Raw genomic sequence first — 23,784 nt, 5'->3', positions numbered from 1 at the left:
ATCAGATCGAGATGTGGTTCTCGATCCTGGCGCGCAAAGTCCTGCGCCGTGGCAACTTCACCTCCATCGACGACCTTCAGAAACGCATCAGCGATTTCATCGACTTCTTCAATCGCACGTTGGCCAAACCCTTCCGCTGGACCTATGAGGGAAAGCCGCTCGCAGCATGAATGATTAAACAGTCTCGGGATTTCCACTCTGTTGCACTAGTTCGAGCACAATATTTTGCCGAGCTCGGTATGCTTGCTCATCTGGGTGACCCACCCTATAGCCTACGTCGTCAGGGGTCGCGAGGACCAGGGCTGTGAAGGTCACGAAAAGTGTAGAAACGTAACCGATTGATTTACCTGCTTTGCGCTGCCTCAAATCCGATGCTAACCACCGGAGCACCGCCTAGGTGCCTGCGTAAGATGCTGATTATACAAGTTGTATTTTCGCACCTTCAAAGCTCTGGTCGCGAGGACTACGACGAAGTGGCAATCTGCCGTGTGCTTTTCTAATTTTTCGATGATCGTTTTATTTTCTGATGGAAGCTGATCCAAGATCAAGGGTTCTAATCCCCACCTTCTTAACATTGCGTCTAGGCTTGTTCTCGCTTGCTGCTGGTGTCCATAAACAACGAAGATTTTGTTGTTCGTTCCTGGTGCGACCGCGCGCATTGAACTTCCCTACTTATTTCCAGGTGAGAGGTCGAGAATTTCTTTAACAAGTTCGATGTCTTTGCCTTGTGGGGTAACCGTTCCTTTATCAAAGACGTTTATTAATCGACTTTGGCCATTATGGGGCTCTCGCAGTGAGCTAAGAGCTTGAAACTCCGTTGAGGCGCCCCCGCCACCGTCGACCGACGGCTTCGGGCCTCCGCCACCTCCGCGATATCGACAGACCGAGGGTGACGAGCCGACTCGTCCGATCGACGGATTCAGACCTGCGCCGCCCTTCCTCGGGCTCGGTCGGCCGACGGCCATCTTCGATGCCGGTGGCAGGCAGATCGCCGGGGCACTGCTCGTCGAGCATGCCGCCGCAACGCTCCGCGTCCCCGTGCTCTTGCGAGGGACACAGGTCGGCGAGCTGAGGAGTCTCCCGCGACGTCGCTTCGAGACTGCTCAGGCGACGGCCTTCGCTCGGCAGCAACTGAACGCAAGCATCGTGATCGGTCTGGTGTCTCTGCTGTTGGCGGCGGCGCTCTCCCTGCTGCTTGCGCGCGCCTTGCTCGCCCCGCTGCGACGGGTGATCGCCAGTGTGACGCGACTGTCGAACGGGGGCTATGGGATTCGCCTGAATGCGACCCGCACGGACGAGCTGGGCCAGCTCACGGAGGGTCTCGACCGCTTGGCGGGCACCTTATTCGAGGATTGCCTGAAGCAGGCCATCGGCACCATGGGCCAGCGCGCGGGACTCTGGATCAATGCCGATGCCACGCGCCTGGATCAGTTGTTGACGAACCTCATCGAAAACGCGCTGGCCTATACCGAGGCACCTGGCCGGATCGAGATCACCGCATCCCGCCTTGCAGAGCGCACCCTGAGCGAGATCTCAGGACACCGCGCCGGGCCTCGACCTGGCCGAGCGCGAGCGCCTGTTCGAGGCGCCCTATCGCCAGGACGCCTCGCGCAGCCGCCGCACCGCCGGCGCGGGTCTGAGGTTGGCGATCTGCCGCCGGATCGTCGAGGCGCACCCTGGCATCATCACCGCCACCCCCTCGGCACTCGGCGGACGCTGCATTCGCATCGAGCTGCCGGCCTTGAGCGAGACCCGAACACGAACGGATCCCGAGATCATCGTCATCTACGTCTGCAAGCCGTTCAGCGTCAGGGAAGTGGTCGCGCGCGTTCACAATCTCCTGCGGCGCATCCAGCAGCGGATCCAGGAGGCCGAAGAAACCGCGCTGGAGTATGCCGGTGTCAGCCTCTACCTCGACCGCTTTCTCTGCCTGGTCGCGGGGCGGCGCATCGAACTCACGCCCGTCGAGTTCCGCCTGCTGTGAGCCTTGATGTCCCATCCGTGGCGGATGGGCAAAGCCCGCGCTCGGTGGCTTCATCGGAGCACTGGCGTTGGACGGGCGTGCCCATCGTTCACACCGCGGTGCTGGCAAGATGGGCACGCTTTGCCCATCCGACGGGGGCGGTGTTTTTCGGACATGGCCCAACCGCTCGGTTGGTGGGAGCGGCGCCCCGCCGCGACCGGCGCCCGTCGCGCCGAGGGTGGTGCTCCCAGGTTGGAGGCATGCGCGGTGTCGGCCACTGGCCGACATCTCGGTCATGCCGACAGCGACAGCAACGCTGATGCCTCGTTGGATTGCTCGGCCGATCCATAGGTGCGCATCAACTGCATGATCGTGTTCATCACGGCGTCGCTGGTTGTCGTGCTATCGGTTGTCGTGCTATCGGTACTGGCTGCCGTCGATGTCGAGGATGACTCGGATGGCGGCGGCGGTGGCGGGGGCCTTCCGCCCGGGCCACCCGGACCACCACCCGGACCACCCGATTCTTGAGAGAGCCCGAGACTTTCGGCCGTCGTCCGAAAGCTATCCGCCAGCTCGGTCGAGGTGACCTTGCCATCCCCGTCGCTATCCAGCGCGGAAAAGACCTCTTCGGCGCTGGCGACCGAGGAACGCTCGTCGGTGGTGGACAGCTGATCGATTGCCGACTGGATGTCCGACGCCTCGAGATAGCCCTTGCCGCTGGTGTCGAGCTTGGAAACCAGTTGTTCCGCCATCTGCGTTGGATCGGGTGGTGGCCGGTTTCCCATGGCCCCGATGCCATTCATCATCGACGACATACCGCCGAGACCGCTAATCGCACTACTCATGGCAACCTCCGATCATCGCGCACTAGGCGCACCGTGTTGTAGATCCGGATCGCGTCACCCTGAGGGCCGCGACCGGTGGGAAAATCGGCCGGATCGCCGGCCTTCGGATCACTGCGCTGCGCGCCCGCGCCGTGAATGTCGACCCATTGTCCATCGATGAACCCCAGCGCGCGACCGAAGGCGACATAGGCACCCGCGGAGCCGGGGTTGCCCGTCCAGTTGGCGTGGGTCGTGCTGCTCCAGTAGAAGGGGAAGTCTGCCTGGCCCGCTTCGTTGGTGATGGCGGTGGCGTTGAAGCGCGAATCGATGGCGGCGCTCGCGGTGGTCTCCGGCGCGCGACCATAGTCCACGAGCCCTTGCAGCTCCTTGACGTTGGGCAGGCGCCAATCGCTGTAGCCCAGATACCGAGCCGTGTTCCGCGACTCGACCCAGGCAAGGGCCTGTTCCCAGTTGAGTCCGCTCGGGACGTCACTGCCACTGTCGTTGCGTGCCCACATAAGGCCGGTGGCGCGGTCGCTGATGGTGCCGTCGCCATTGTCGACGAAGTCGTTGTGTCCGTAGTCTTCATTGCCGCGCACGCAGATGACCGGGAAGGTCTTTTCCCGCCCGAACAGGTTGAGGCCATAGCCCTTGATCCGCCCGTCGGCGAAGTTCACGCCGAACAGGAGGTCTCCGCCGACGTACAGCGTGCTGGAGGCATATTGGGCGTCGATGATGCGCTCCCCGGCGCTGGTGTCGCCGTAGGCAAAATCGAAATAGCTGGTGTCGATGAAGGGGATCAGGCCGGCGGTATCGGTCTCCTCGTAACCGCTCGGATCCCGGCCGCGGAAGTCCATCAGCGAATAGAGCGTCTTGATATCGGGCAGTCGCCAGTCGTCATGATCGGCCAGGCTCAAGTTCTCGCAATAGGTCAGCGCCTGGGGATAGCTGAGCTTGTCGGCGACGTTCAGGACGCCGTCGCCATTGCTGTCGGTGCTCCGCTGCCAGATGAGGCCGGTGACCCTGTCGGTGACAGTGCCATCGCCGTTGTCGGCGAAATTGGGCATCTTGCCCTGGTGCTGGGCATCCTGACCGGAGAAGGCGCGGCCCGTGGCTGGACAGGCGATGGCGTCGCCGCTGTCGGCGTAGCAGGCACTTTGCCCGGTGTCGACGATGGGATAGGCGCTGGTCGGCGCCGAACGGCTGGGCGCGCAGATCAATGGGCCGGGTCCGCGTGGGGGCTGGATGCAGATCCCTGTCACCGCACCCCAGGGGCCGAAGAATTGACAGGTGTCTGGTTCGCCAAGGCCGACGCAGGCATCGATCGCTTCCGGCGGTGGAGGTCCGTGGCGCTCGCCGCCGTGGTTGCCACAGTCAGGGCTGCCCCCGCCATGGTGATCGCCGGGTTGGGCGCCGGCGAAGGGTGCGGAGGCGCCAATGGTGAAGAGGAGCGCGATGGCCGCCGTTTGCGGGGGACTGGTCAGTGACATGAGCGGTTTCCTGATCCTTGTGCTGTTCCAAAACGTCTCGCGAACAAAAAGAGTCTGGCGAGCAGGAAGAGTCTGGCGAACAAAAAAGGGGAGACGCGGTGGAAATTGTGTGGAAATCGTGGGTTTCTCGTGCGGCGGGTGATGGCCCCTTGGTTTGCCCGCCCCAGGCCGATCTGAGATCATCCCGCCCAGCTTGCTGTTCTCAGCGGGTGGATGGTCTCGCCACGCTGGCGCCCACCCGGATTCGCGCACGCACCCAAGGTAGTCGCCGATGCCTCCATTCAAGCTCAAGCTCCACTGGCAGATCCTCATTGCGCTGGTCCTGGCCATCCTGGTCGGACTCGCCGTCGGGCGCGAGGCCGGACTCTTCGGCGTCAGCTTCTACGCCATCTTCGATTTCGTCGGGAAGCTCTTCCTCAACGCCCTCAAGATGCTGATCGTGCCTCTGATCGTCTCCTCGATCATCGTCGGCGTGGCGGGACTGGGCGGGTCGGACAATCTCGGGCGGCTGGGCGGTAAGACGCTTGGCTACTACGCCACGACCAGTCTCTTCGCCATCCTGGTCGGCCTGCTGATGGTGAACCTCATCCAGCCCGGCGTCGTGAACGGCGATCCGAAGGAGATCTTCGGCTTCCACGCGGACGTGGCGGCGCTGGAGGAGACGGTTGGCGGCAAGGACAGCAGCGACGTGGTCGCGGTCTTCCTGCGCATGATCCCGACCAACGTGGTCGAGGCCGCGGCGCAGGGCCAGATGCTCGGGCTCATCTTCTTCAGCCTGCTCTACGGCTTCTTCATCAGCCGCATCTCCGAGTCCTACGGCCGGGTGCAGCGCGGCTTCTTCGAGGGCATGTTCGAGATCATGATGCGCGTCACCGATCTCATCATGCGCTTCGCGCCCCTCGGCGTCTTCGCCCTGGTGGCCAAGACGGTCGCGGACACCGGCCTCGAGGCCTTCGGTCCGCTGGCGCTCTTCTTCTCCACCGTGGTGCTCGCGCTGGGCATCCACTTCTTCGTCGTCCTGCCGCTGCTGCTCTATTTCGTCGGCGGCGTCAGTCCGCTGCGGCATTATTCGGCGATGGGCGCGGCCTTGCTGACCGCATTCTCGACGGCCTCATCCTCGGCGACCCTGCCCATCACCATGGAGTGCGTCGAGAAGAACGCCGGCGTTTCCAACCGCACGACCAGCTTCGTCCTACCCTTGGGGGCCACCGTCAACATGGACGGCACCGCGCTCTACGAGTGCGTGGCGGCCCTCTTCATCGCCCAGGCGTATGGGCTTGAGCTGACCTTCGCGACCCAGTTCCTGGTCGTCATGCTCGCGCTGCTCACCTCGATTGGCGTCGCCGGCATCCCGGCGGCGAGCCTGGTCGCTATCTCCATCATCCTGGCTGCCATCGGCCTGCCGCTGGAAGGCATCGGGCTCATCCTCGCCGTCGACCGCATCCTCGACATGCTGCGCACCGCCGTGAACGTCTTCAGCGACTCCTGCGGTGCCGTCATCATCGCCCGCAGCGAGGGGGAGACCAACGTCCTGCGGCCGGAGCCGAGCGCCGCTCATGTTTGAGACGACGCCGTTCAGGAGGGGCTGCGCACCGGCCTGACGCCGCAGCGCTGGCCGAGGTCGGCGGCATCATGCCCGACCCGCGTCGGGCGCTGCGGGGTCTGAAGCCGCGGCATCATCATCTCGGGCGTCTGCACCAGCTCGACCCTGGGGCGCGGATCGGTCGCCGTTTGCGGCTTCGGCGGGAAACGGACGAGGCGATGCTCGAATCCAGGCCCGGACAGAACGAACTCCCGCCCCGCGAAGCGATCGATCAGATCGGCCAAGCCCAGCGCCCCCAGGTAGCCGAGCCGCTGGTCGTTCGTCGAGATCAGCCACTCCAGGATGGTCGCGAGCAGGATGAGGACGAGCAGCTTGGCGGCGCGATCCACGCCGGCGAGGAGGGGGTAACGCTGACGCCGGACGGCGTCCTTGCGGTGAGGTCTTTTCATGAGGCGGGGTGCGGAGATGGGTCGTGTCTTGCCTCATTCCGCGTCTGGTTGGGACGAAGTCCGCGCTCTTTGCCCGAGTGAAATCTCGACGCCAGACGGACGTGCCCATTTTGCAAGGTGCGGAGCTTGGATGATGGACGCGCCCGTCGACCCTCGGCGCTCCGAACGCATCGCGCGGGCTTTGCTCCTCTACGGGATCGGGACTCCAGGTCTGCAGCCTACGCTGGCGCCTGGGTGATCCGTCGGCCGCGGATCGGGGAGGTGTAGCGGGGGATGGCGTGGCGGCGGGCGGGGTGCCCGCCGGACGTTTGCAGGATCAGGCGCGGCTGTACTCGGTCTTGGAGCCGGTGAGATCCCAGGCGAAGGTGCAGTCGAGGTGGGAGAGCACCGAGATCAGGCCGCTCTCGCCGTCCTCGACCATGACGGCGACGGGCGCGCGTCTGCCGAACTGCTTGTTGGCGCGGCGGACCCATAGATGGCGCATCTCGGCGTTTCGCGGGAAGTAGGTGTTCAGGGCCTCGTCGATCCGGGAGAGATAGGCGACGCGGCGGTTCACCTTGGGATCGTCCGGAAAGGCCTCCTGGTCGCGGAAGCGCACCAGGTGACGAGGCTTGACCGTGTCGGGCAGCTGCAGCAGCTCGGCGATCTCACGGGACGCCAGGCCCCAGCCCTCCAATAGCTCCATGGTGTGTCGGGTCAGGGACAGGCGCGCGTCTGACGTGAGGTCGGTCATCTGGATACTCCCGAGACTCGCCGTCGCACCGAGCGCCGGCTTCTTGGACAGGAGATGGCGCCGAGGGGCGCGGGTTCCAAGGTCAGGAGCGGGTCACTCGGGTGATGCGGTTGATCAAGGGGATGAGACGCAGGCGCCGCATGATGCGGGCAAGGTGGGCGCGGCTGCGGACCTGAAGCTGGAAGTCGATGTCGGTCATCATGCCGTCCTTTTCCAGGGTCTGGACGTTGTCGATGTTCGACCCCTGCTCGGCGATCGCGCCTGCAACCACCGCCAGCGCGCCACGGCGATTGCTGATCTCGACGCGGATCTCGGTGGCGAACTCGCCCTCGGGCTCGTTCGACCACTCGACGTTGAGCCGCTTGTCGCGCTTGCTCTCCAGGCTGCCCAGATTACGGCACTCGGTGCGGTGGACCACGATGCCGCGACCGGGGCTGAAGACGGCGGTGATGTCGTCGCCGGGGATGGGGCGGCAGCAGCGCGCAAAATTGACGACCATGCCCTCGGTGCCACGGATGGCGAGCCGATGCGGGTGGATGTCGTTGCTGCCGATGGGGCTGCTGGGCGCCTCCTCGCCTTCCACGCCGACGAGCCGGCGGGCCACCAGGGTCGCGAGCTGGTTCCCCAGGCCGATGTCGTCGAACAGCTCGTCCACGTCGCGCAGCTTGGCGTCCTCCAGATAGGTCGCCAGCCGGATGGGGTCGACGCCATCGATATCGATGCTGAAGGTCGAAAGCTCCGCGTTCAGGAGACGCTTGCCGAAGACGCGCGCCTCGCGTGACTTGACGTTCTTGAGGTGACCACGGATGTTGACACGCGCCTTGGCGGTCACCACGAAGGTCAGCCAGCCCGGGTTTGGCCGGGCCCCTGGCGCGGTGATGATCTCCACCGTCTGACCGCTGCGCAGTGGCGTGCTCAATGGGGCCATGCGGCGGTCGATACGGGCCGCAACACAGCGGTTGCCGACGTCCGAATGGATGGCGTAGGCGAAATCCACCACGGTGGCGCCGCGCTTGAGCGAGAGGATGCGGCCCTTGGGCGTGAAGACGTAGACCTCGCCGGGGAAGAGGTCGACCTTGACGTGCTCGAGGAATTCGACGGAATTGCCCGCCTGACGCTGCATCTCGAGCAGGTTCTGCAACCAGTCGGCGGCCAGCGCCGTGGGGCTGGACCCGTGCTGACTTCCGCTCTTGTACATCCAGTGCGCCGCGATGCCGGACTCGGCCATCCGCTGCATGTCCTCGGTGCGGATCTGGATTTCGATCTGGATGCCCTGCGGACCCACGAGCGCGGTGTGCAGGGACTGATAGCCGTTGGCCTTGGGGATGGCGATGTAGTCCTTGAAGCGGCCGGGCACGGGCTTGTAGAGATTGTGCACCAGGCCCAGCACCCGATAGCAGGTGTCGACCCGGTCGACCGTGACGCGGAAGGCGAAGACGTCCAGCAACTCCGAGAAGCCGCGCGACTTGTCGCGCATCTTGCGATAGATGCCGTAGAGATGCTTGCGGCGCCCCTCCACCTGGCCTTCGATGTCTTCCTGCTGCAGAACCCGCTTGAGCGCCGTCGCGACCATGCCGACCATCTCGACGCGGGCGCCGGTGGTCTTGTGGACGGCGCGCTGGATGACCTGGCGGCGCCAGGGCCAATAGTGCGCGAAGCCCAGCTCTTCGAGCTCGACGCGAATCGAGTTGATCCCCAGACGGTTGGCGATGGGGGCGAAGATGTCCAGCGTCTCGCGCGAGATGCGCCGGCACGCCTCCGGGCTCATCGCGTCCAGGGTGCGCATGTTGTGCAGCCGGTCCGCCAGCTTGATGAGGATGACGCGAATGTCGCGTGTCATGGCCAGCAGCATCTTCTGCAGGCTGGCGGCTTGCGCCTCGGCGCGGGATTTGAAGTCGATCTGGGTGAGCTTGCTCACCCCGTCGACGAGCTCGGCGACCTCCTGACTGAAGGTCAGGGCGACCTGCTCCTTGGCGATCTGGGTATCTTCGATGACGTCGTGCAGCAGTGCCGCGATGAGGCACTGGTGGTCCATGCGCATCTCCGCGAGGATGCGCGTCACGGCGATCGGGTGGTAGATGTAGGGCTCGCCAGACTTGCGCTTCTGTCCTTCGTGCGCCTCGGCGCCGAAAAGATAGGCGCGGTAGCACTCGGCGACCTGCTCCGGCGGCAGGTAGCTGTCCAGATAGCTGCAGAGATCGCCCATCAGGTAGCGCGTCTCTCCGTGCGCGGATGCCTGGACGTCGACGGCTGGCTGCCGCGACTCAGTGCTGGGCTCGGCGCCGATCTCCAACGGGGCCACGGCCGCGCTGGTCATCTGGGCCTCAGCCGTGGCGGCGTCGAGACGCGCGGGGGCATGGCCGCCAGGCGCGTCCGCGCGGGGCGGCGTGGCGGGGTCCGGCTGGAGTGCGGCCTTTTCAGTCCTGTGCATCCCGCGGCGGTTCCGGATCGGCGGCCGGTTCGGCCGCGAATTCCTCGGCCAGCGCCTGCTCTAGCGCCGCCGCCGTTTCGTCCATTTCGCGCTGGGCCGCCTGGACCATCGCGTTGCTGATGTGCCCGGCGGCGATCTCGCGCAGGGCCATGACCGTGGGTTTGTCGTTCTCCCAGGGCAGGGTCGGCTCGACACCGTTGGCGAGTTGGCGCGCGCGCTTGGTCGAGAGCAGGACGAGGTCAAAGCGATTGTCGACGTGATCGAGGCAATCCTCGACGGTTATTCGAGCCATGGTGGTCTCCGGTTCAGTGGTCTTGATTTAGTGGTTTTGATGCGGTGGTCTTGATTCAGTGCCCTTGATTCAGTTGGTTCGAATCAATGGTTTCAATTCAAGGGGGCCAGCAGGCGCGCCAGACGCGGGCTCTGACAGCGCAGACGCTGGCGCTCGGCCGTGACGATTGCGGCGAGGGCGTCGAGCGCGGTCTCGAAGCAATCGTTGACGACCAGATAGTCGTATTCGTCATAGTGCCGCATCTCGTCGCGCGCCTGGGTCATGCGGCCGGCGATGATGTCGTCGGTGTCGGTGCCCCGCCCGCGCAACCTGCGCTCGAGTTCCTCGATGCTCGGCGGCAACACGAAGATGCTGATGGAGCTGGGAAAGCGCTCCCGGACCTGTCGCGCGCCCTGCCAGTCGATCTCGAGCATGAGGTCGTTGCCGGCCGCGATGCAGTCGCGCACGTCAGCCTCGCGGGTGCCGTAGAAATTGCCGAACACCTCGGCATGCTCCAGGAAGGCGCCCTGTGCGATCTCCTGACGAAATTGGTCCGGATCCAGGAAATGATAGTGGATGCCGTCCTGCTCCCCGGTGCGCGCGGCGCGGGTTGTGCAGGACACGGACAGTGACAAGGCCGGGTCGCGCGCCAGCAGCGCCTTGACCAGGCTGGTCTTGCCGGCGCCGGAAGGGGCCGACACGATAAAGAGGATGCCATCGCCCATGCTGTGCCCTGCTCGTGATGTGGTCTGCTCGTGATCGGCCGCGGCGGTGCCCTGAGCGCTGCCGCCCTCGTCTATCCAGGCTCTGGTCTACTCCAGGTTCTGGACCTGTTCGCGCATCTGCTCGATCAGAACCTTCATCTCGACCGCCTCGCGGGTGACGGTGACGTCGGACGACTTGGAGCCGAGGGTGTTGGCCTCGCGGTTGAGTTCCTGCATGAGGAAATCGAGCCGTCGCCCGACCGGCTCGTCGCGAGCCAGCACCTCGAGGACCTCGGCCACATGGGCCTCGAGCCTGTCCATTTCCTCGTCGACATCGAGCTTGGCGGCGATGAGTGCGATCTCCTGCTCCAGGCGCATGGGATCGAGCTCGTTGCGCAGCTCGGCGAGGCGCTCGGCGATGCGCGTTCGGATCCCGGCGATGACCTCCGGCATGCGCGCACGGACGCGGACGACGGATTCCTGAAGGCGTGAACAGCGATCCCGCAGCAACGCCTCCAGGCGCTCGCCTTCGCGCGCGCGGGTGGCGAGCAGCGAGTCGATGGCGGCGTCCAGGACGGCGAGTGCCTCGGCGGTCAAGCGGTCCAGGTCCGGTTCCTGCTCCTGGAGGACGCCGGGCCAGCGCAGCAGCTCGAAGGACGAGGGCTCATAGGGCCGGCCGGTGATGCCGGCGATCTCCTTGCCCGCCACGAGGAGCTGCTCGACGAAGGATGTGTTAATCCGCAGCGCGCCGCAGGCGCCGACAGCGGGGCTGTAGCGCAGGCTGCAGTCGACCTTGCCGCGCTGCAGGCTGGCCATCAAGCGCGCCCGAACCTGGACCTCGAGCGCCCGCAGCTCTTCCGGCAGCCGGATGTGCGGCTCCAGGAATCTGTGATTGACGGTCCGCAGCTCCCAGGTCAGCTCTCCGAGATCGCTATTGCGCGTCTCGCGGGCGAAGGCCGTCATACTCTTGATCATGATACGGGGTATCTCATAACGAGGGGTGTCTCTCGGTCGGAAAAGGCGAGGAAAAGATACAAAGCGGCGGAAATTCCGCGGGCGATCGTTCTATTATACCGGCTGTCGTCAGCCAAGGTTCGCCCGGAAATCCTCACCCCATCATGGCAGCCGCAAGAGAGACACTTCCGCAAGGCACCCAGGTCGGGAGCTACCGGATCAGCAAGGCCATCGCCAAGGGAGGCTTCAGTCTCATCTATCTGGCCACCGACGACGACAACGGTGACGAGGTGGTGATCAAGGAATACATGCCGAAGAAGATCGCGCGCCGCGACGCCGATCAGCGCATCGTCCCCATCAGCGCCGACTATACCGAAAATCTTCACCACGGCCGCAAGCTCTTCTTCCAGGAAGTGAAGGCCTTGGCATCCTTGAACCACCCCAACATCGTGCGGGTCACCGCCTTTCTCCTGGCCAACGAGACGGGCTATCTGGTCATGCCCAACGAGCGCGGGCGCAACCTCGGCTCCTATCTGCACGAGCGCAAGGGCAAGCTCAGCACCACCTTCATCCTGGAGGTCTTCGTCCCCATCCTGGACGCGCTGGCCTTGCTGCACCGCAAGTCGATGCTGCATCTGGACGTCAAGCCGGGCAACATCCACCTGCGCCACGGCAATCAGCCGCTGCTGCTCGATCTGGGCGCGGTCCACCCGCTCAACCGCGGGCGCTCGCGCGGCGGTCAGGTCATCACGGCCGGCTACTCGCCGGTCGAGCAGTATTTCAGGGCTGGACAGGTCGGGCCCTGGACCGATGTCTATGCCGTCGGCGCGAGCATCCGCACCTGCATGGAGGGGCGCACGCCGCAGCCCGCGCCCGATCGCCAGAAGGACGACAAGGTGATCCCCGCCACGGAGGCGCTGAAGGACCGCTATCCCGCGTTCCTGCTCGAGGCCGTGGATTGGGCGCTGTCGATGGACGCGGCCAAGCGCCCGCAGGATGCGGCCGAGCTGCTGAATGTCCTGGCGCCCCACCTCGATGACCCTCAATTCTCGCGCATCAGGGAGACGACCTCCGAGCTTGCCAGCGAAAGCCGCTTGATCTGAGAAGCCGCGCCATCCGAGCCAATCGGGAACCCGACCGTTGCGGCGGCCTCATCGCATTGAGCGCCCGACTCATCCATACTCCGACCCCATCGCAGACCAGAGTCCATCCCGAGCTGACCGGAGCTATCCCCGGATCATGAGACCTTACAGAGCCAAGAAACCTTCCCAGCCATGAGACCTTCCCCGCCATGAGACCTTCACAACGTCGCGCCGACGAGCTGCGCCCCCTGCGCTTCACCCGCGGCTTCACCCGCCACGCCGAAGGCTCCGTGCTCGTTGAATTCGGCGACACCCGCGTCCTCTGCACCGCCAGCCTGGAGCCGCGCGTGCCCCCCTTCCTGAAAGGCCAGGGCAAGGGTTGGATCACCGCCGAGTACGGCATGCTGCCCCGCGCAACCAATGAGCGCATGGCGCGCGAGGCGGCGCGTGGCAAGCAGGGCGGTCGCACGCTCGAGATCCAGCGCCTCATCGGTCGCTCGCTGCGCGCCGCGGCGAATTTGCAGCTCCTGGGTGAGCGCAGCATCACCCTGGATTGCGACGTCCTCCAGGCCGACGGCGGCACCCGCACGGCCGCGATCACGGGTGCCTGGGTCGCGCTGCGCGATGCCATCGACGGGCTGCTGGCCAAGGGCGAACTCAAGGCGGATCCCATCCACAGCCAGATCGCCGCCGTGTCCGTCGGTGTCTATCAGGGCACGCCCGTGCTGGACCTGGACTATGCCGAGGACTGCACCGCGGAGACCGACATGAACCTGGTCATGGACGGCGAAGGCCGCTTCATCGAGGTGCAGGGGACCGCCGAGGGTGCGCCCTTCAGCCGCGCCGAGCTGGACGCCCTGCTTGAGCTGGGCGCGGCCGGTATCCGCGACATCCAGGCCGCGCAGCGGGCCGCCTTGGCGGGCGGTTGAGCCGGTGCGCGGTCGAACGTCCCGAGCCACGAGGAGACCCACATGACGCAATCCCATAGCGGCGAGCAGATCGTCCTGGCGAGCAACAACGCGGGCAAGGTGCGCGAGATCGGTCAGCTGCTCGCCGGGGCGCGGATCCAGATCCGGCCTCAGGGCGATTTCCAGGTGCCGGAGGTCGAGGAGACGGGTCTGACCTTCGTCGAGAACGCCATCATCAAGGCCAGAAACGCCGCCACCTACAGCGGTCTGGCCGCCATCGCCGACGACTCCGGGATCGAGGTGGACGCACTGCGCGGCGCGCCCGGCATCTATTCGGCCCGCTATGCGGGCGTGGGCGCCTCGGACGAGGCGAACCTCGACAAGCTGCTCGAGGACCTCGCCGAGGTGCCGGAGGCGGAGCGCACCGCCCGCTTCCAATGCGTCTTGGTCTATCTGCGCCATCCCGGTGATCCCACGCCCTTGATCTGCCAAGGAACCTGGGAAGGCCGTCTGTTGACCGAGCCCAGGGGCGAGAACGGCTTCGGCTACGATCCCATCTTCTTCGTGCCGAGCCAGGGCTGCAGCTCGGCGGAGCTGGACCCCGAGACCAAGAATCGCCTCAGTCATCGCGGCCAGGCGCTCCGGCAGCTCCAGCGGCTGTTGGAGCCATGACGGACACCGGCATCGCCTCCCGCCTCCATCAGGTCATGGCGCGCATCCGCGCGGCCGCCGAGCGGGCCGGGCGCCCACCAGCGCAGGTCGCGCTCATCGCAGTCAGCAAGAAGCAGCCCGCCGAGGCCATCCGCGCCGCCTATGCCGCGGGTCAACGCGCCTTTGGGGAGAGCTACCTGCGGGAGGCGCTCGACAAGATCGAGCAGCTCCGGGATCTGGACATCGAGTGGCACTTCATCGGTCGCGTCCAGTCGAACAAGACGCGCCAGATCGCGGCCAATTTCGCCTGGGTGCACGGGGTCTCAGACCCGGCGCATGCCCATCGGCTGAGCGAGCAGCGACCTGCCGGCGCGCCGCCGCTGAACGTCTGCCTCCAGATCAATCTGAGCGGCGAGGACAGCAAGGGCGGGGTCGAGCCCTCGGCGGCATCGGAGCTGCTGAGGACTTGCAACGCCCTGCCTGGTCTGCGCGTGCGCGGTTTCATGACATTGCCGGCGCCCGCCGACGACGAGGCCGCGCAGCGCGCGCCCTTCGCCGCGCTGCGCCACCTGCGCGATCGGCTCGCGACGCCGGGGCATCCCTTGCCCTGCCTCTCCATGGGGATGTCGGACGATCTCGAGGCGGCCATTCTCGAGGGCGCGACGCACGTCCGCATCGGTACGGCGGTCTTCGGCCCACGCCCGTATAATTGAGATCGCAGGCGCCGGCGAACGGCGGGCGCCGACCTTCATCTCCAGCTTTTCCGGGGTAGACATGAGCAAAGCCAAGATCACCTTCATTGGTGGCGGCAACATGGCCACCAGCCTGATCGCCGGCCTGGTCGCGGACGGTTACGCCTTGCATGACATTCGGGTCGTCGAGCCGAATCCGGAGCGGCGCAACGCGCTGCAGGCGCGCTACGGCGTGCGCGCCTTCGCCGAGGGCGCGGAGGCACTGGCCGACGCCGATACCCTGGTGCTCTGCGTCAAGCCCCAGGTCGCTCGCGAGGTCTGCACCGGCATCGCCCCGGCGCTTCCGGCGCGGGCGCCGCTCGTCGTCTCGGTGATGGCTGGCGTGCCCGAGCGGACTCTCCAGGGCTGGCTGGGATCGCGCCTGCCGATCGTGCGCGCCATGCCCAACACGCCCGCCATGGTCCAGACCGGGGCCATCGGCCTGCATGCGAGCCCGGAGGTCGATGCCGAAGGGCGCAATCGCGCCGAGACCATCCTGCGTGCCGCCGGACTCATCCGCTGGGTGGAGGATGAGGGCAAGATCGACGCCGTCACCGCCATTTCGGGCAGTGGTCCCGCCTACTTCTTCCTCTTCATGGAGGCCATGGAGGACGCCGGCGTCGCGCTTGGACTGGATCCCCAGACCGCCCGTCTGCTCACCATCCAGACCGCGCTGGGCGCGGCCAAGATGGCGATGGAGAGCGACGCGCCGCCGTCACGCCTGCGCGAGCAAGTCACCTCGCCGGGCGGAACCACCGAGCGCGCCCTAGCGGTCTTCGCTGATGCGGACCTGCGCGGCTTGGTCGCGCGCGCCACCGCGGCGGCGCGCGACCGCGCCACCGAGTTGTCCCAGACCCTTTCCCTGGAGGCCCCATGACGGATTCCTATCTCCTCAATCCAGTCGTCTTCCTGATCCAGACCCTCTTTGGTCTCTACATCGGTGTCGTGGCGATCCGTTTTCTGCTCCAAGGGGTCAGGGCGGACTTCTACAACCCCATCTCGCAGTTCGTGGTCAAGGTGACCTCTCCCGTGCTCCGCCCGCTGCGCCGCGTCATCCCTGGCTACGGCGGCATGGACCTCGCCGCGCTTGTGCTCGCCTGGCTGCTGTCGGCGTTGGAGCTGGCCATCTTGGTGCTGCTGATGGGCGTGGATCGCTCGCCCTTCGGGGCGCTCGGCTGGGCCATTCCCAGCCTGGTCGAACTCTTCATCAACATCTTTCTCTTCGCCGTCCTCATCCGCGTCGTCCTGAGCTGGGTGAGTCCGGATCCCTACAATCCGGCGGTGGCGCTCGTGTCGCGGATCACGGATCCACTGATGCGCCCGGCGCAGCGCCTGATCCGGCCGATCGGCGGGATCGATCTCTCTCCCATGCTCGTCATGATCGGGCTGGTGCTCCTCAATATGCTGCTGATCCCACCGCTCAAGTGGCTCGTCGCCAGCCCCTTCTGAGCTGGCCCGCGCATGAGCTGGTATCGCTGGTCGGGCACTGACCTGGAGTTGTCGGTGCGCGTGCAGCCACGCGCGCCCAAGGATGCCTGGCAGGGGCCGGATCCGGGCGGCGAGCACTACCGGGTGCGCATCAAGGCGCCGCCCGTCGACGGCAAGGGCAACGAGGCGCTCAGGCGTTTCGTCGCCGACGCCTTCGGGGTGGCGCCGTCCAAGGTCGAGATCCTGGGCGGGGAGCATGCCAGGTACAAGCGGTTGCGCATTCAAGATCCGCGCGCCTTTCCGATCCCTGTCGGGCGTGACTGAGCCGCGCTCTCAGGTCGCTCCATGGTGCTCCGCGCCACCACGAGGGTCCGGATCCTTCGCGACGCCAGATCCATGCGGCGATCAGGCGGCGAATCCAAGCTGCCAGAGCGCGTAGACGCCGAACCCCATGACCAAGGCGCCCGCGGCCTGCCGCGCCCAGGCCCGCTCGGCGATGCGCGCCGCCGCGCCGGCAAGCAGGGCGATACCTAGAAGATTCGGCAAGGTCCCCAGACCGAAGACCAGCATGACGAGCGCACCCTCGACGGGATTGCCGGTCGCCACCGCGGTGATGAGCACGCTGTAGACCAGGCCGCAGGGAATCCAGGCCCAAATGAATCCGATGATGGCCGCCTGACGCCAGCTCCGCACCGGGAGAAACCGGCGCGAGATGGGCTCCAGACGGCGCCAGAGCCGCAGCCCCTGGCGCTCGACGACGGCGAGCAGACGCCACCAGCCCGCGAGGTAGAGTCCCAGAAGGACCATCATGATTCCGGCGAGGGCATAGAGCAGGCGCTGCATGATCTGGAGCGAATCGAGCTGCAGCAGGATGGCGCCCAAGCCGCCGACGAGGGCGCCCGCGACCAGGTATCCGGCGATTCGGCCCAGGTTGTAGATCACCTGATAGGGAAGCATGCGCCATGGATCGCGGCGCATCTCGGCGTCCAATCCCAGCGTCAGGGAGCTGACCAGCCCCCCGCACATGGTCAGGCAGTGCACGCCGCCGAGCAGTCCGACTAAGAGTGCTGTGAGGTAAACTCCGGCCTGTGATGTGAGCATGACTCCAACTCTGGCGAAGGGGCCTGAATCCAGGCCCGGCGACTGGTATTCTCGGTCGATCCGAGCGGCGCCGCGGCAAGACCCGTGGCCGCTGGCGTCACTTCTTATTCGTTCGCAGGAAACCCTTGATGCACGATTACCAACGTGAACTCTTGAGCTTCGCCACCGAGATCGGCGCCCTGAAATTCGGGGATTTCACGCTCAAGTCCGGCCGACAGAGCCCCTATTTCTTCAACGCCGGACTCTTCAACACGGGCGGACGGCTCGCGCGGCTCGCGCAAGCCTACGCGCAATCCATCGTCGCGTCCGGCATCGAGTTCGACATCCTCTACGGCCCGGCCTACAAAGGCATCCCCCTGGCTGCCGCGACCGCGCTCACCCTGGCGACGCAGCATGGCCGCGACACCCCCTATGCCTTCAATCGCAAGGAGGCGAAGGACCATGGCGAAGGTGGCGCCATCGTTGGCACCCCGCTCCAGGGCCGCGTCCTCATCATCGATGATGTCATTACCGCTGGCACCTCGGTGCGCGAATCCGTCGATATCATCCGGGCCGCGGGCGCGCAGCCCGTCGGCGTCCTCATCGCCCTGGATCGCGAAGAGCGTGGACAGGACGCTCGCTCGGCCGTGCAGGAGGTTGCGGACACCTTCGCCATCCCGGTCACCAGCATTCTGACCCTCACGGACCTGATCGCCTACCTTGCCGAGGGCTCGCGGGAGCCTCTGGCGGAGGCGATGAGGGACTACAGATCAAGATATGGAGTCTGACATGACACGCTTTTCTCGATCGACGCGGCGCGCGCACTTGACGGCGCGTCTTGCCATCGCAACCACGCTCGGTTTGGCCATGGTCATCGGGCTCGGCACGGCGCAGGCCCAGCAGCTGTACCGCTGGGTCGACGACAATGGCGAGGTCCACTACACGGACCAAGTGCCGGCCTCGCAGGCCGACAAGGCAAGGGCGCGGATCTCGGAGGAAGGCATCCACGTCGAAGAGGTGCCGCGGGCGCCGACCGAGGAAGAGATCCAGCAGGCAAAGGCGCTGGAACTCCAGAAAAAGGAGGAAGAAAAGCGCCGCGCGGAGCAGCAGGCGGCCGACGAGAAGCTGCTGCGGACCTACCGCAACATCGACGAGCTGGAGCTGGCGCGCAACGGCAAGATCGCCGCGGTCGAGGCCGTGATCCAGATGAAGCGCGACGGGGTTCGGGTGGAAACCCGGAATCTGCTGGACCTCAACGCTCAAGTGAATGCGTTGGAGAAGGCCAAGAAGCCGGTCCCGGTCGAGCTCGCGGACCAAATCGACACGGCCGCTCTGCAGATTCGCAAGGGCTATGCGGAGGTGGTCGAGAACGAATACCGCAAACAGGAGATCCGCAACGAGTTCCGCGACATCGTCGCTCACTACCGCAAGCTCAAGAGGCTCCCGGAGCCTGATGTCTCCACTGAGCCCGGGGAATCCGAGCTGAGGCTGTCGATCCTGGTCGCCTGCAGGGGCGAAACGCAGTGCCACAAGTACTGGGAGCGTGCCAACGACTACGTTCGCGTCAATTCCAATGTCAAGACCGAGGTCGCCGGGCCAGGTCTGCTGATCGGCTTTCAGCAGGACGATCGCGAGGATCGCAGCCTGACGCTCTCCTGGACCCAAACGGCGGCGGACAAGCCCGTCCATCTCTACCTGGACGTGCAATGCAAGAATCGGCTGACGGCCAGCCTCTACTGCACCAACCCGACGATCCCGCAGATCCGCGACGGCTTCCAGACCGCCATCGTCCGCGCGGACGACCCGGAGTAGCCGCCCGCCGCTGAGATCGCCGGGCGCCGGCCTGGATCAGCGCGCCCGGATCAGCGTCCCGACGCCGGTGTCCGTGAAGAGGTCGAGCATCACCGCGTGCTCGACCCGGCCATCGATGATGTGGGCGGTCTTGACACCGGATTTCACCGCGTCGATGGCGCAGCCGATCTTCGGCAGCATGCCGCCGCTGATCACGCCCTCATCGATCAACTCCTGGACCCGACCGACTTCCAGCTCCGCGATCAGCTTGCCCTCGGCATCGAGCAGGCCGGCGGTGTTGGTCAACAGCAGGAGCTTTTCCGCCTTGAGTACCTCCGCCATCTTGCCGGCGACCAGGTCCGCGTTGATGTTGTAGGAGCGCCCGTCCGCCCCGACGCCGATCGGCGCAATCACCGGGATGAAGTTGCTGTTGACCAGCATGTGGACGATGCTGGGGTCGATGCTTTCGACCTCGCCGACGTGCCCGATGTCGATGATTTCCGGCGCCTTCAGCTCAGGGGCGTCGCGCTTGAGGAACATCTTGCGGGCGCGGATCAAGTCGCCGTCCTTGCCCGTCAAGCCCACGGCGGCGCCGCCGTGCTGATTGATGAAGTTGACGATCTCCTTGTTGACCAGCCCGCCGAGGACCATCTCGACGACGTCCATGGTCTCGGCGTCCGTGACCCGCATCCCCTGCACGAACTCGCTCGCCTTGCCGAGCCGCTTGAGCAGTGAGCCGATCTGAGGTCCGCCGCCATGCACGATCACCGGGTTGATCCCGACCAGCTTCATCAGGACCACGTCGCGGGCGAAGCCCTGCTTCAGGGGCTCGTCGACCATGGCGTTGCCGCCGTACTTGATCACCATGGTCTTGCCCTGGAAGCGTTTGATGTAGGGCAGTGCCTCGATGAGGACTTTGGCGATGGTCTGGGCGCGTTCGCTGGGCAGTGACATGGGGAAGTGGCTCTCCGGGTTGATCGATGCGGACCTTGTCCGCCAATGCTGAATTCGAGCCGTGGGGCGAGGAGGCCGCGCAGACCTTCAGGCCGCCGCTGGGCGGCGCCAGGCGAATCGCTGCTCGAATCCAGTCCGTTCGGGTGGCGCGAGTCCGCCTCTCTGGCTCGTCGAGCATTCTAGCGCAGCCGGCGGGGAGGTGATCGCGAGGCGAGGGCGTTGGCGCAGAGCGCCGGGATTGGCGTCACGCCGCGGAGCGGTGACGAGCGCGCTATCGGATATGGCGCACGCACATCTCGCGCCGCCGCTCCGCGGTGTCGCGTCCCTCTTGGCGCTCCGCGCCTTGCCGGCGGCGACGAGACGCGGGACGGTGCGGCGGCTTCCTGGGGCCGGCCGGGGCTAGCGCGTGCCCGTATGTCCGAAACCGCCGGTTCCCCGGCTGGACGACTCGAATGCTTCAACGATCACGAAGTCGGCCCGCAGGATGGGGACCAGCATCAATTGGGCGATGCGCTCGCCGACGTCGATACGGAAGGTCGCGTTGCCGCGATTCCAGCAGGACACCAGCAGGGGACCCTGGTAGTCGGAGTCGATCAAGCCGACGAGATTGCCAAGCACGATGCCGTGGCGGTGTCCGAGCCCCGAGCGCGGGAGGATCATGCCGGCGACGCCGGGCTCCGCGATATGGACCGACATGCCGGTTGGCAGCAGCTCGCTGCAGCCCGGCGGCAGATCCAGCGGTGCCTCCAGCATGGCCCGCAGGTCGAGCCCGGCCGAGCCCTCGGTCGCGTAGGCGGGCATCGGAAAGTCGCGGCCAAGCCGCGCGTCCAGGATTTTGACTTCAAGTCGATGCAGCATGGTGCTCCTTATAGCGATCGGCGATGAGCGCGGCCAGCTCGCGGGCGAGCTGGGCCTTGCTCATCATGGGCAACGCGCGACTCCCGCCGTCCCAGAGGACGGTGAGGGCGTTCTCGGCGCGTTCGAATCCGCCGCGCTCGCCACCGACATGATTGGCCGCAATCATGCTCAGCCGCTTCTTTTCGAGCTTCCCGCGCGCGTACTCGATGACGTGGTCGGTCTCGGCGGCGAAACCGACGCTGAAGGGCGCCGGACTCAGGGCCGCGACCTCCGCCAGGATGTCCGGATTGCGCACCAGCCCGAGGGTCAGCTCCTCCGCGTCCTTCTTGATCTTGGAACGCGCGGGCGCGACAGGGCGATAGTCGGCGACGGCGGCGGTCCCGACGAAGATGCCGCAGCCGGCCGCGCGCGCCATGACCGCGGCATGCATCTCCAGGGCCGATTCCACCCGGATCAGCTCGCTGACGCCCGGCGGGGGTAGGGCGGTCGGTCCCGTCACCAGGGCTACCTCGGCCCCCAGCTCGGTCAGGGCCTCCGCGAGCGCGTAGCCCATGCGCCCGGAGCTGCGATTGCCGAGGAAGCGCACGGGGTCCAGCGGCTCGCGTGTCGGCCCTGCGGTCAGGAGCACGGGCACGCCGGCCAACGGCCGAGCCGCGGACGCGCGCAGGGCCTCGGCGATCTCCAGGGGCTCGAGCATCCGTCCGGGACCCACCTCGCCACAGGCCTGCTGACCCTCGCCTGGACCCAGGATGCATGCGCCGCGGCCGCGCAGCGTCTCCAGATTGGCCTGGGTCGCGGGGTGGCGCCACATCACCTGATTCATCGCCGGGGCCAGCGTCAGCTTCGCCTCGGTTGCCAGGGCCAGCGTGGTCAAGAGGTCATCCGCGATGCCAGCGGCGAGCCGCGCCATGAGGTCGGCGGTCGCGGGTGCGATCAGGAGGCGTTCCGCCCAGCGTGCCAGCTCGATGTGGTCCATGCCGGCCTCGGCCGCGGGGTCGAGCAGCGTGGTCCGCACCGGATGGCCGGAGACCGCCTGGAAGGTGAGCGGTGTCACGAATCCGGTGGCCGCCTTGGTCATGACGACCCGCACCTCGCACCCGCGCTCCTTGAGGCGTCGCACGAGATCGACCGATTTGTAGGCGGCGATGCCCCCGCCGACCCCGAGCAAGACGCGCAATGCGTGCTGATGCATCATGAGCGAATCGTGTATCTTTGTGGTTCAGTCTGGCCGTGATCTTACCCGAATCACGGTCTTGCGGTCCGCGTGCGGAGGAGCCCCATGACGATCAAGGACTGGCCGGAGGACGAGCGTCCTCGTGAGAAACTGCTGGAGCGTGGCGCGACGGCGCTCTCGGATGCCGAACTCTTGGCGATCTTCCTCAGAACCGGCGTCCCGGGCCGCAGCGCGGTCGATCTCGCCCGCGATCTGCTCACCAGCTTCGACGGCCTGGCCGGGCTGCTCGCCGCGGACCAGCGCCGCTTTTGCAAGGAAAAGGGGCTCGGAACCGCGAAGTTCGCACAGTTGCAGGCCGTGCTGGAGCTGAGCCGCCGTTATCTGCTCACCCGCATCAGCGGCCAAGACGTGCTCACCAGCCCCGAGGCGACGCGCGACTATCTCAAGATGCGTCTCTACGGCTCGCCGCAGGAGATCTTCGCCTGCCTCTTCCTGGACAATCGCCATCGGGTCATTCGCTACGACGAGCTCTTCCATGGCACCATCGACGGCGCCAGCGTCCACCCGCGCGAGGTGGTGCGCCGCGTCATGGAGACCAACGCCGCGGCGGTGATCTTCGCGCACAACCACCCCTCGGGCGTCGCCGAGCCCAGCCAGGCGGACGTGCGGATCACGCAGCGGTTGAAGGAGGCGCTCGCCCTGATCGAAGTGCGCGTGCTCGACCACATCATCGTCGGCGACGGCGATGGCACCTCATTCGCGGAGCGGGGACTGCTGTGATCAGGAAATGGAACAGAATTCAGGACTTGCGCGCGCCGCTGTCGGCGTGCTAGGCTTCCGCTTCTTTATCTACCGAAACACACGCCGACTTGTAGGGATTCCCGCCATGTCCAAGGTATGTCAGGTTACCGGTAAACGCCCCCTCACCGGCAACAACGTCTCACACGCGAACAACAAGACCAAGCGCCGTTTTCTCCCCAATCTTCACGAGAAGAGATTCTGGGTCGAGGCCGAAAAGCGCTGGGTGAAGCTGCGTCTGTCCACCAAGGGCATGCGCATCATCGACAAGAACGGCATCGACGCTGTGCTCGGCGATCTCCGTGCACGCGGCGAAAAGGTCTAACAGGAGGATCCGTCAATGGCAAAGGCAGCACGTGAAAAGATCCGTCTGAACTCGAGCGCCGGGACTGGTCACTTCTACACCACGACCAAGAACAAGCGCAATCAACCTGGCAAGATGGAGATCAAGAAGTTCGATCCCGTCGTCCGCCAGCACGTCATGTACAAGGAAGGCAAGATCAAGTAAGCCGACTTGGTTCGGCACGCATCGCCGGACAGCGTACATGGCACCCCAACAAAGCCCGCCTTCGTGCGGGCTTTGTCGTTTGCGTCGAAATCACGGCCTTGGTCATCGGTTGGTTGCGCCAGGCAAAGCCTGGAAGGAGAGGAAGATAGCGGACGGATAAGCGAATCGGAAACTCCTTGTTGCGGCCCACCGGGTGAAAGTCCCGAGCCGGTAAGGATTGGCCATCCACCGGAACCGAGTGTGGCGTGGTGCGGGAGTGATCCCGGCTGCGAAGCGAACACAGGGGGCGTGTAGGCTGTGTGATAGAGCCCCGAAACTGATGCCAGCGGAGCCGACGCATTCCAATCACCGGAAGGCAACAGTCTCGGCATTGTACTGGCCTGATGCCGAGACTCCGCCGGGGTCTGAGAGCAGGGCATGCACGCACGGGTCGCCCAGGAACCTGGGAGGGCTCAGTCG

At 65.8% G+C, this 23,784-nt stretch carries 26 protein-coding genes and 2 pseudogenes; 15 read left to right on the top strand and 13 right to left on the bottom strand.

Features of this window, described 5'->3' with window-relative positions; all coding sequences use genetic code 11:
• Positions 1–374 precede the first annotated feature (374 nt).
• The gene (locus tag CKO23_RS19365; RefSeq protein ID WP_242482575.1) at positions 375–575 is read right to left on the bottom strand and encodes a TIR domain-containing protein; all 201 of its coding nucleotides are present in this window, start codon (positions 573–575) and stop codon (positions 375–377) included.
• 463 nt (positions 576–1,038) lie between these two features.
• Here CKO23_RS19365 and CKO23_RS26760 point away from each other — a divergent pair.
• Both CKO23_RS26760 and CKO23_RS25810 read left to right on the top strand, forming a co-directional pair.
• Positions 1,039–1,332 (top strand): annotated as a pseudogene (locus CKO23_RS26760) (HAMP domain-containing protein); the annotation flags it as partial.
• A 214-nt stretch (positions 1,333–1,546) separates the two neighbouring features.
• Positions 1,547–1,984, top strand: a pseudogene (locus CKO23_RS25810) (ATP-binding protein); the annotation flags it as partial.
• A 272-nt stretch (positions 1,985–2,256) separates the two neighbouring features.
• Here CKO23_RS25810 and CKO23_RS19355 read toward each other — a convergent pair.
• Together CKO23_RS19355 and CKO23_RS19350 are read right to left on the bottom strand one after the other, a co-directional pair.
• Positions 2,257–2,808 (bottom strand): EF-hand domain-containing protein, encoded by a 552-nt coding sequence (locus tag CKO23_RS19355; protein WP_200333669.1) that lies wholly within the window; start codon positions 2,806–2,808, stop codon positions 2,257–2,259.
• A complete protein-coding gene (locus CKO23_RS19350) occupies positions 2,805–4,277 on the bottom strand; it encodes a DUF1566 domain-containing protein (RefSeq protein ID WP_200333667.1) in 1,473 nt (490 codons plus the stop codon). The genes CKO23_RS19355 and CKO23_RS19350 overlap by 4 nt, the downstream gene beginning before the upstream one ends.
• A 271-nt stretch (positions 4,278–4,548) precedes the next feature.
• Here CKO23_RS19350 and CKO23_RS19345 point away from each other — a divergent pair, with 271 nt between their 5' ends.
• The gene (locus CKO23_RS19345; RefSeq protein ID WP_200333665.1) at positions 4,549–5,841 is read left to right on the top strand and encodes a dicarboxylate/amino acid:cation symporter; all 1,293 of its coding nucleotides are present in this window, start codon (positions 4,549–4,551) and stop codon (positions 5,839–5,841) included.
• A gap of 11 nt (positions 5,842–5,852) precedes the next feature.
• Here the strand turns inward: CKO23_RS19345 and CKO23_RS19340 are convergent, their stop codons facing one another.
• From CKO23_RS19340 to CKO23_RS19315, 6 genes are all read right to left on the bottom strand, one after another.
• Positions 5,853–6,269: a hypothetical protein gene (locus tag CKO23_RS19340; protein WP_200333663.1), complete on the bottom strand. Its 417-nt coding sequence runs from the start codon at positions 6,267–6,269 to the stop codon at positions 5,853–5,855.
• Between the two features lie 316 nt (positions 6,270–6,585).
• Positions 6,586–7,002 (bottom strand): DUF2384 domain-containing protein, encoded by a 417-nt coding sequence (locus tag CKO23_RS19335; protein WP_200333661.1) that lies wholly within the window; start codon positions 7,000–7,002, stop codon positions 6,586–6,588.
• Positions 7,003–7,084: 82 nt separating this feature from the next.
• Positions 7,085–9,433, bottom strand: a complete 2,349-nt coding sequence (locus tag CKO23_RS19330; protein WP_440870586.1) for a RelA/SpoT family protein — start codon at positions 9,431–9,433, stop codon at positions 7,085–7,087.
• Entirely contained in the window at positions 9,420–9,725 is a 306-nt protein-coding gene (gene rpoZ, locus CKO23_RS19325) for a DNA-directed RNA polymerase subunit omega (protein ID WP_200333659.1), read from the bottom strand. Before rpoZ ends, CKO23_RS19330 begins: the two co-directional genes overlap by 14 nt.
• Before the next feature lie 92 nt (positions 9,726–9,817).
• Positions 9,818–10,429 carry a guanylate kinase gene (gene gmk, locus CKO23_RS19320; RefSeq protein WP_200333657.1) on the bottom strand — a complete coding sequence of 204 codons (612 nt, stop codon included), beginning with the start codon at positions 10,427–10,429 and terminating at the stop codon, positions 9,818–9,820.
• An 87-nt stretch (positions 10,430–10,516) separates the two neighbouring features.
• The gene (locus CKO23_RS19315; protein ID WP_200333656.1) at positions 10,517–11,383 is read right to left on the bottom strand and encodes a YicC/YloC family endoribonuclease; all 867 of its coding nucleotides are present in this window, start codon (positions 11,381–11,383) and stop codon (positions 10,517–10,519) included.
• A 143-nt stretch (positions 11,384–11,526) separates the two neighbouring features.
• On the opposite strand from CKO23_RS19315, the gene CKO23_RS19310 reads away from it, so the two are divergent.
• The 7 genes from CKO23_RS19310 (at position 11,527) to CKO23_RS19280 (ending at position 16,486) form a co-directional block, all read left to right on the top strand.
• Positions 11,527–12,465 (top strand): serine/threonine protein kinase, encoded by a 939-nt coding sequence (locus tag CKO23_RS19310; protein WP_200333654.1) that lies wholly within the window; start codon positions 11,527–11,529, stop codon positions 12,463–12,465.
• A gap of 188 nt (positions 12,466–12,653) precedes the next feature.
• Positions 12,654–13,373, top strand: a complete 720-nt coding sequence (rph, locus tag CKO23_RS19305) for a ribonuclease PH (protein WP_200333652.1) — start codon at positions 12,654–12,656, stop codon at positions 13,371–13,373.
• Positions 13,374–13,415: 42 nt separating this feature from the next.
• Complete coding sequence (locus CKO23_RS19300; protein ID WP_200333650.1) at positions 13,416–14,024, top strand: XTP/dITP diphosphatase; 609 nt, start codon at positions 13,416–13,418, stop codon at positions 14,022–14,024.
• On the top strand, positions 14,021–14,716 hold the full coding sequence (locus CKO23_RS19295; RefSeq protein WP_200333648.1) for a YggS family pyridoxal phosphate-dependent enzyme: 696 nt from the start codon (positions 14,021–14,023) through the stop codon (positions 14,714–14,716). Before CKO23_RS19300 ends, CKO23_RS19295 begins: the two co-directional genes overlap by 4 nt.
• A 61-nt stretch (positions 14,717–14,777) precedes the next feature.
• Complete coding sequence (gene proC / locus CKO23_RS19290) at positions 14,778–15,611, top strand: pyrroline-5-carboxylate reductase (protein WP_200333646.1); 834 nt, start codon at positions 14,778–14,780, stop codon at positions 15,609–15,611.
• Positions 15,608–16,183 (top strand): YggT family protein, encoded by a 576-nt coding sequence (locus tag CKO23_RS19285; RefSeq protein WP_200333644.1) that lies wholly within the window; start codon positions 15,608–15,610, stop codon positions 16,181–16,183. Before proC ends, CKO23_RS19285 begins: the two co-directional genes overlap by 4 nt.
• A 12-nt stretch (positions 16,184–16,195) precedes the next feature.
• Positions 16,196–16,486 carry a DUF167 domain-containing protein gene (locus tag CKO23_RS19280; protein ID WP_200333642.1) on the top strand — a complete coding sequence of 97 codons (291 nt, stop codon included), beginning with the start codon at positions 16,196–16,198 and terminating at the stop codon, positions 16,484–16,486.
• Positions 16,487–16,567: 81 nt separating this feature from the next.
• On the opposite strand, the gene CKO23_RS19275 is transcribed toward CKO23_RS19280, so the two are convergent.
• Positions 16,568–17,263, bottom strand: a complete 696-nt coding sequence (locus tag CKO23_RS19275; RefSeq protein ID WP_200333640.1) for a sulfite exporter TauE/SafE family protein — start codon at positions 17,261–17,263, stop codon at positions 16,568–16,570.
• Positions 17,264–17,391: 128 nt separating this feature from the next.
• On the opposite strand from CKO23_RS19275, the gene pyrE reads away from it, so the two are divergent.
• Both pyrE and CKO23_RS19265 read left to right on the top strand, forming a co-directional pair.
• On the top strand, positions 17,392–18,030 hold the full coding sequence (pyrE, locus tag CKO23_RS19270) for an orotate phosphoribosyltransferase (RefSeq protein WP_200333638.1): 639 nt from the start codon (positions 17,392–17,394) through the stop codon (positions 18,028–18,030).
• Position 18,031: 1 nt separating this feature from the next.
• A complete protein-coding gene (locus CKO23_RS19265; RefSeq protein WP_200333636.1) occupies positions 18,032–19,054 on the top strand; it encodes a DUF4124 domain-containing protein in 1,023 nt (340 codons plus the stop codon).
• 36 nt (positions 19,055–19,090) lie between these two features.
• Here CKO23_RS19265 and argB read toward each other — a convergent pair whose 3' ends face one another.
• From argB to coaBC, 3 genes are all read right to left on the bottom strand, one after another.
• Complete coding sequence (argB, locus tag CKO23_RS19260; protein WP_200333635.1) at positions 19,091–19,987, bottom strand: acetylglutamate kinase; 897 nt, start codon at positions 19,985–19,987, stop codon at positions 19,091–19,093.
• Between the two features lie 399 nt (positions 19,988–20,386).
• Positions 20,387–20,845 (bottom strand): dUTP diphosphatase, encoded by a 459-nt coding sequence (dut, locus tag CKO23_RS19255; RefSeq protein ID WP_242482572.1) that lies wholly within the window; start codon positions 20,843–20,845, stop codon positions 20,387–20,389.
• Positions 20,829–22,040: a bifunctional phosphopantothenoylcysteine decarboxylase/phosphopantothenate--cysteine ligase CoaBC gene (gene coaBC / locus CKO23_RS19250; protein WP_440870585.1), complete on the bottom strand. Its 1,212-nt coding sequence runs from the start codon at positions 22,038–22,040 to the stop codon at positions 20,829–20,831. The genes dut and coaBC overlap by 17 nt, the downstream gene beginning before the upstream one ends.
• A gap of 84 nt (positions 22,041–22,124) precedes the next feature.
• On the opposite strand from coaBC, the gene radC reads away from it, so the two are divergent.
• From radC to rpmG, 3 genes are all read left to right on the top strand, one after another.
• Positions 22,125–22,799, top strand: a complete 675-nt coding sequence (gene radC, locus CKO23_RS19245) for a RadC family protein (protein WP_200333633.1) — start codon at positions 22,125–22,127, stop codon at positions 22,797–22,799.
• A gap of 106 nt (positions 22,800–22,905) precedes the next feature.
• Positions 22,906–23,142, top strand: coding sequence for a 50S ribosomal protein L28 (gene rpmB, locus CKO23_RS19240; RefSeq protein WP_007040837.1), 237 nt, complete (start codon positions 22,906–22,908; stop codon positions 23,140–23,142).
• A 15-nt stretch (positions 23,143–23,157) separates the two neighbouring features.
• A complete protein-coding gene (rpmG, locus tag CKO23_RS19235) occupies positions 23,158–23,325 on the top strand; it encodes a 50S ribosomal protein L33 (protein WP_005222974.1) in 168 nt (55 codons plus the stop codon).
• Positions 23,326–23,784 lie beyond the last annotated feature (459 nt).

The sequence above is a fragment of the Thiocystis violacea genome, from assembly GCF_016583565.1.
Taxonomy (GTDB): Bacteria; Pseudomonadota; Gammaproteobacteria; order Chromatiales; family Chromatiaceae; genus Thiorhodococcus; species Thiorhodococcus violaceus_A.
This window is presented reverse-complemented; position numbering and strand designations above follow the sequence as displayed.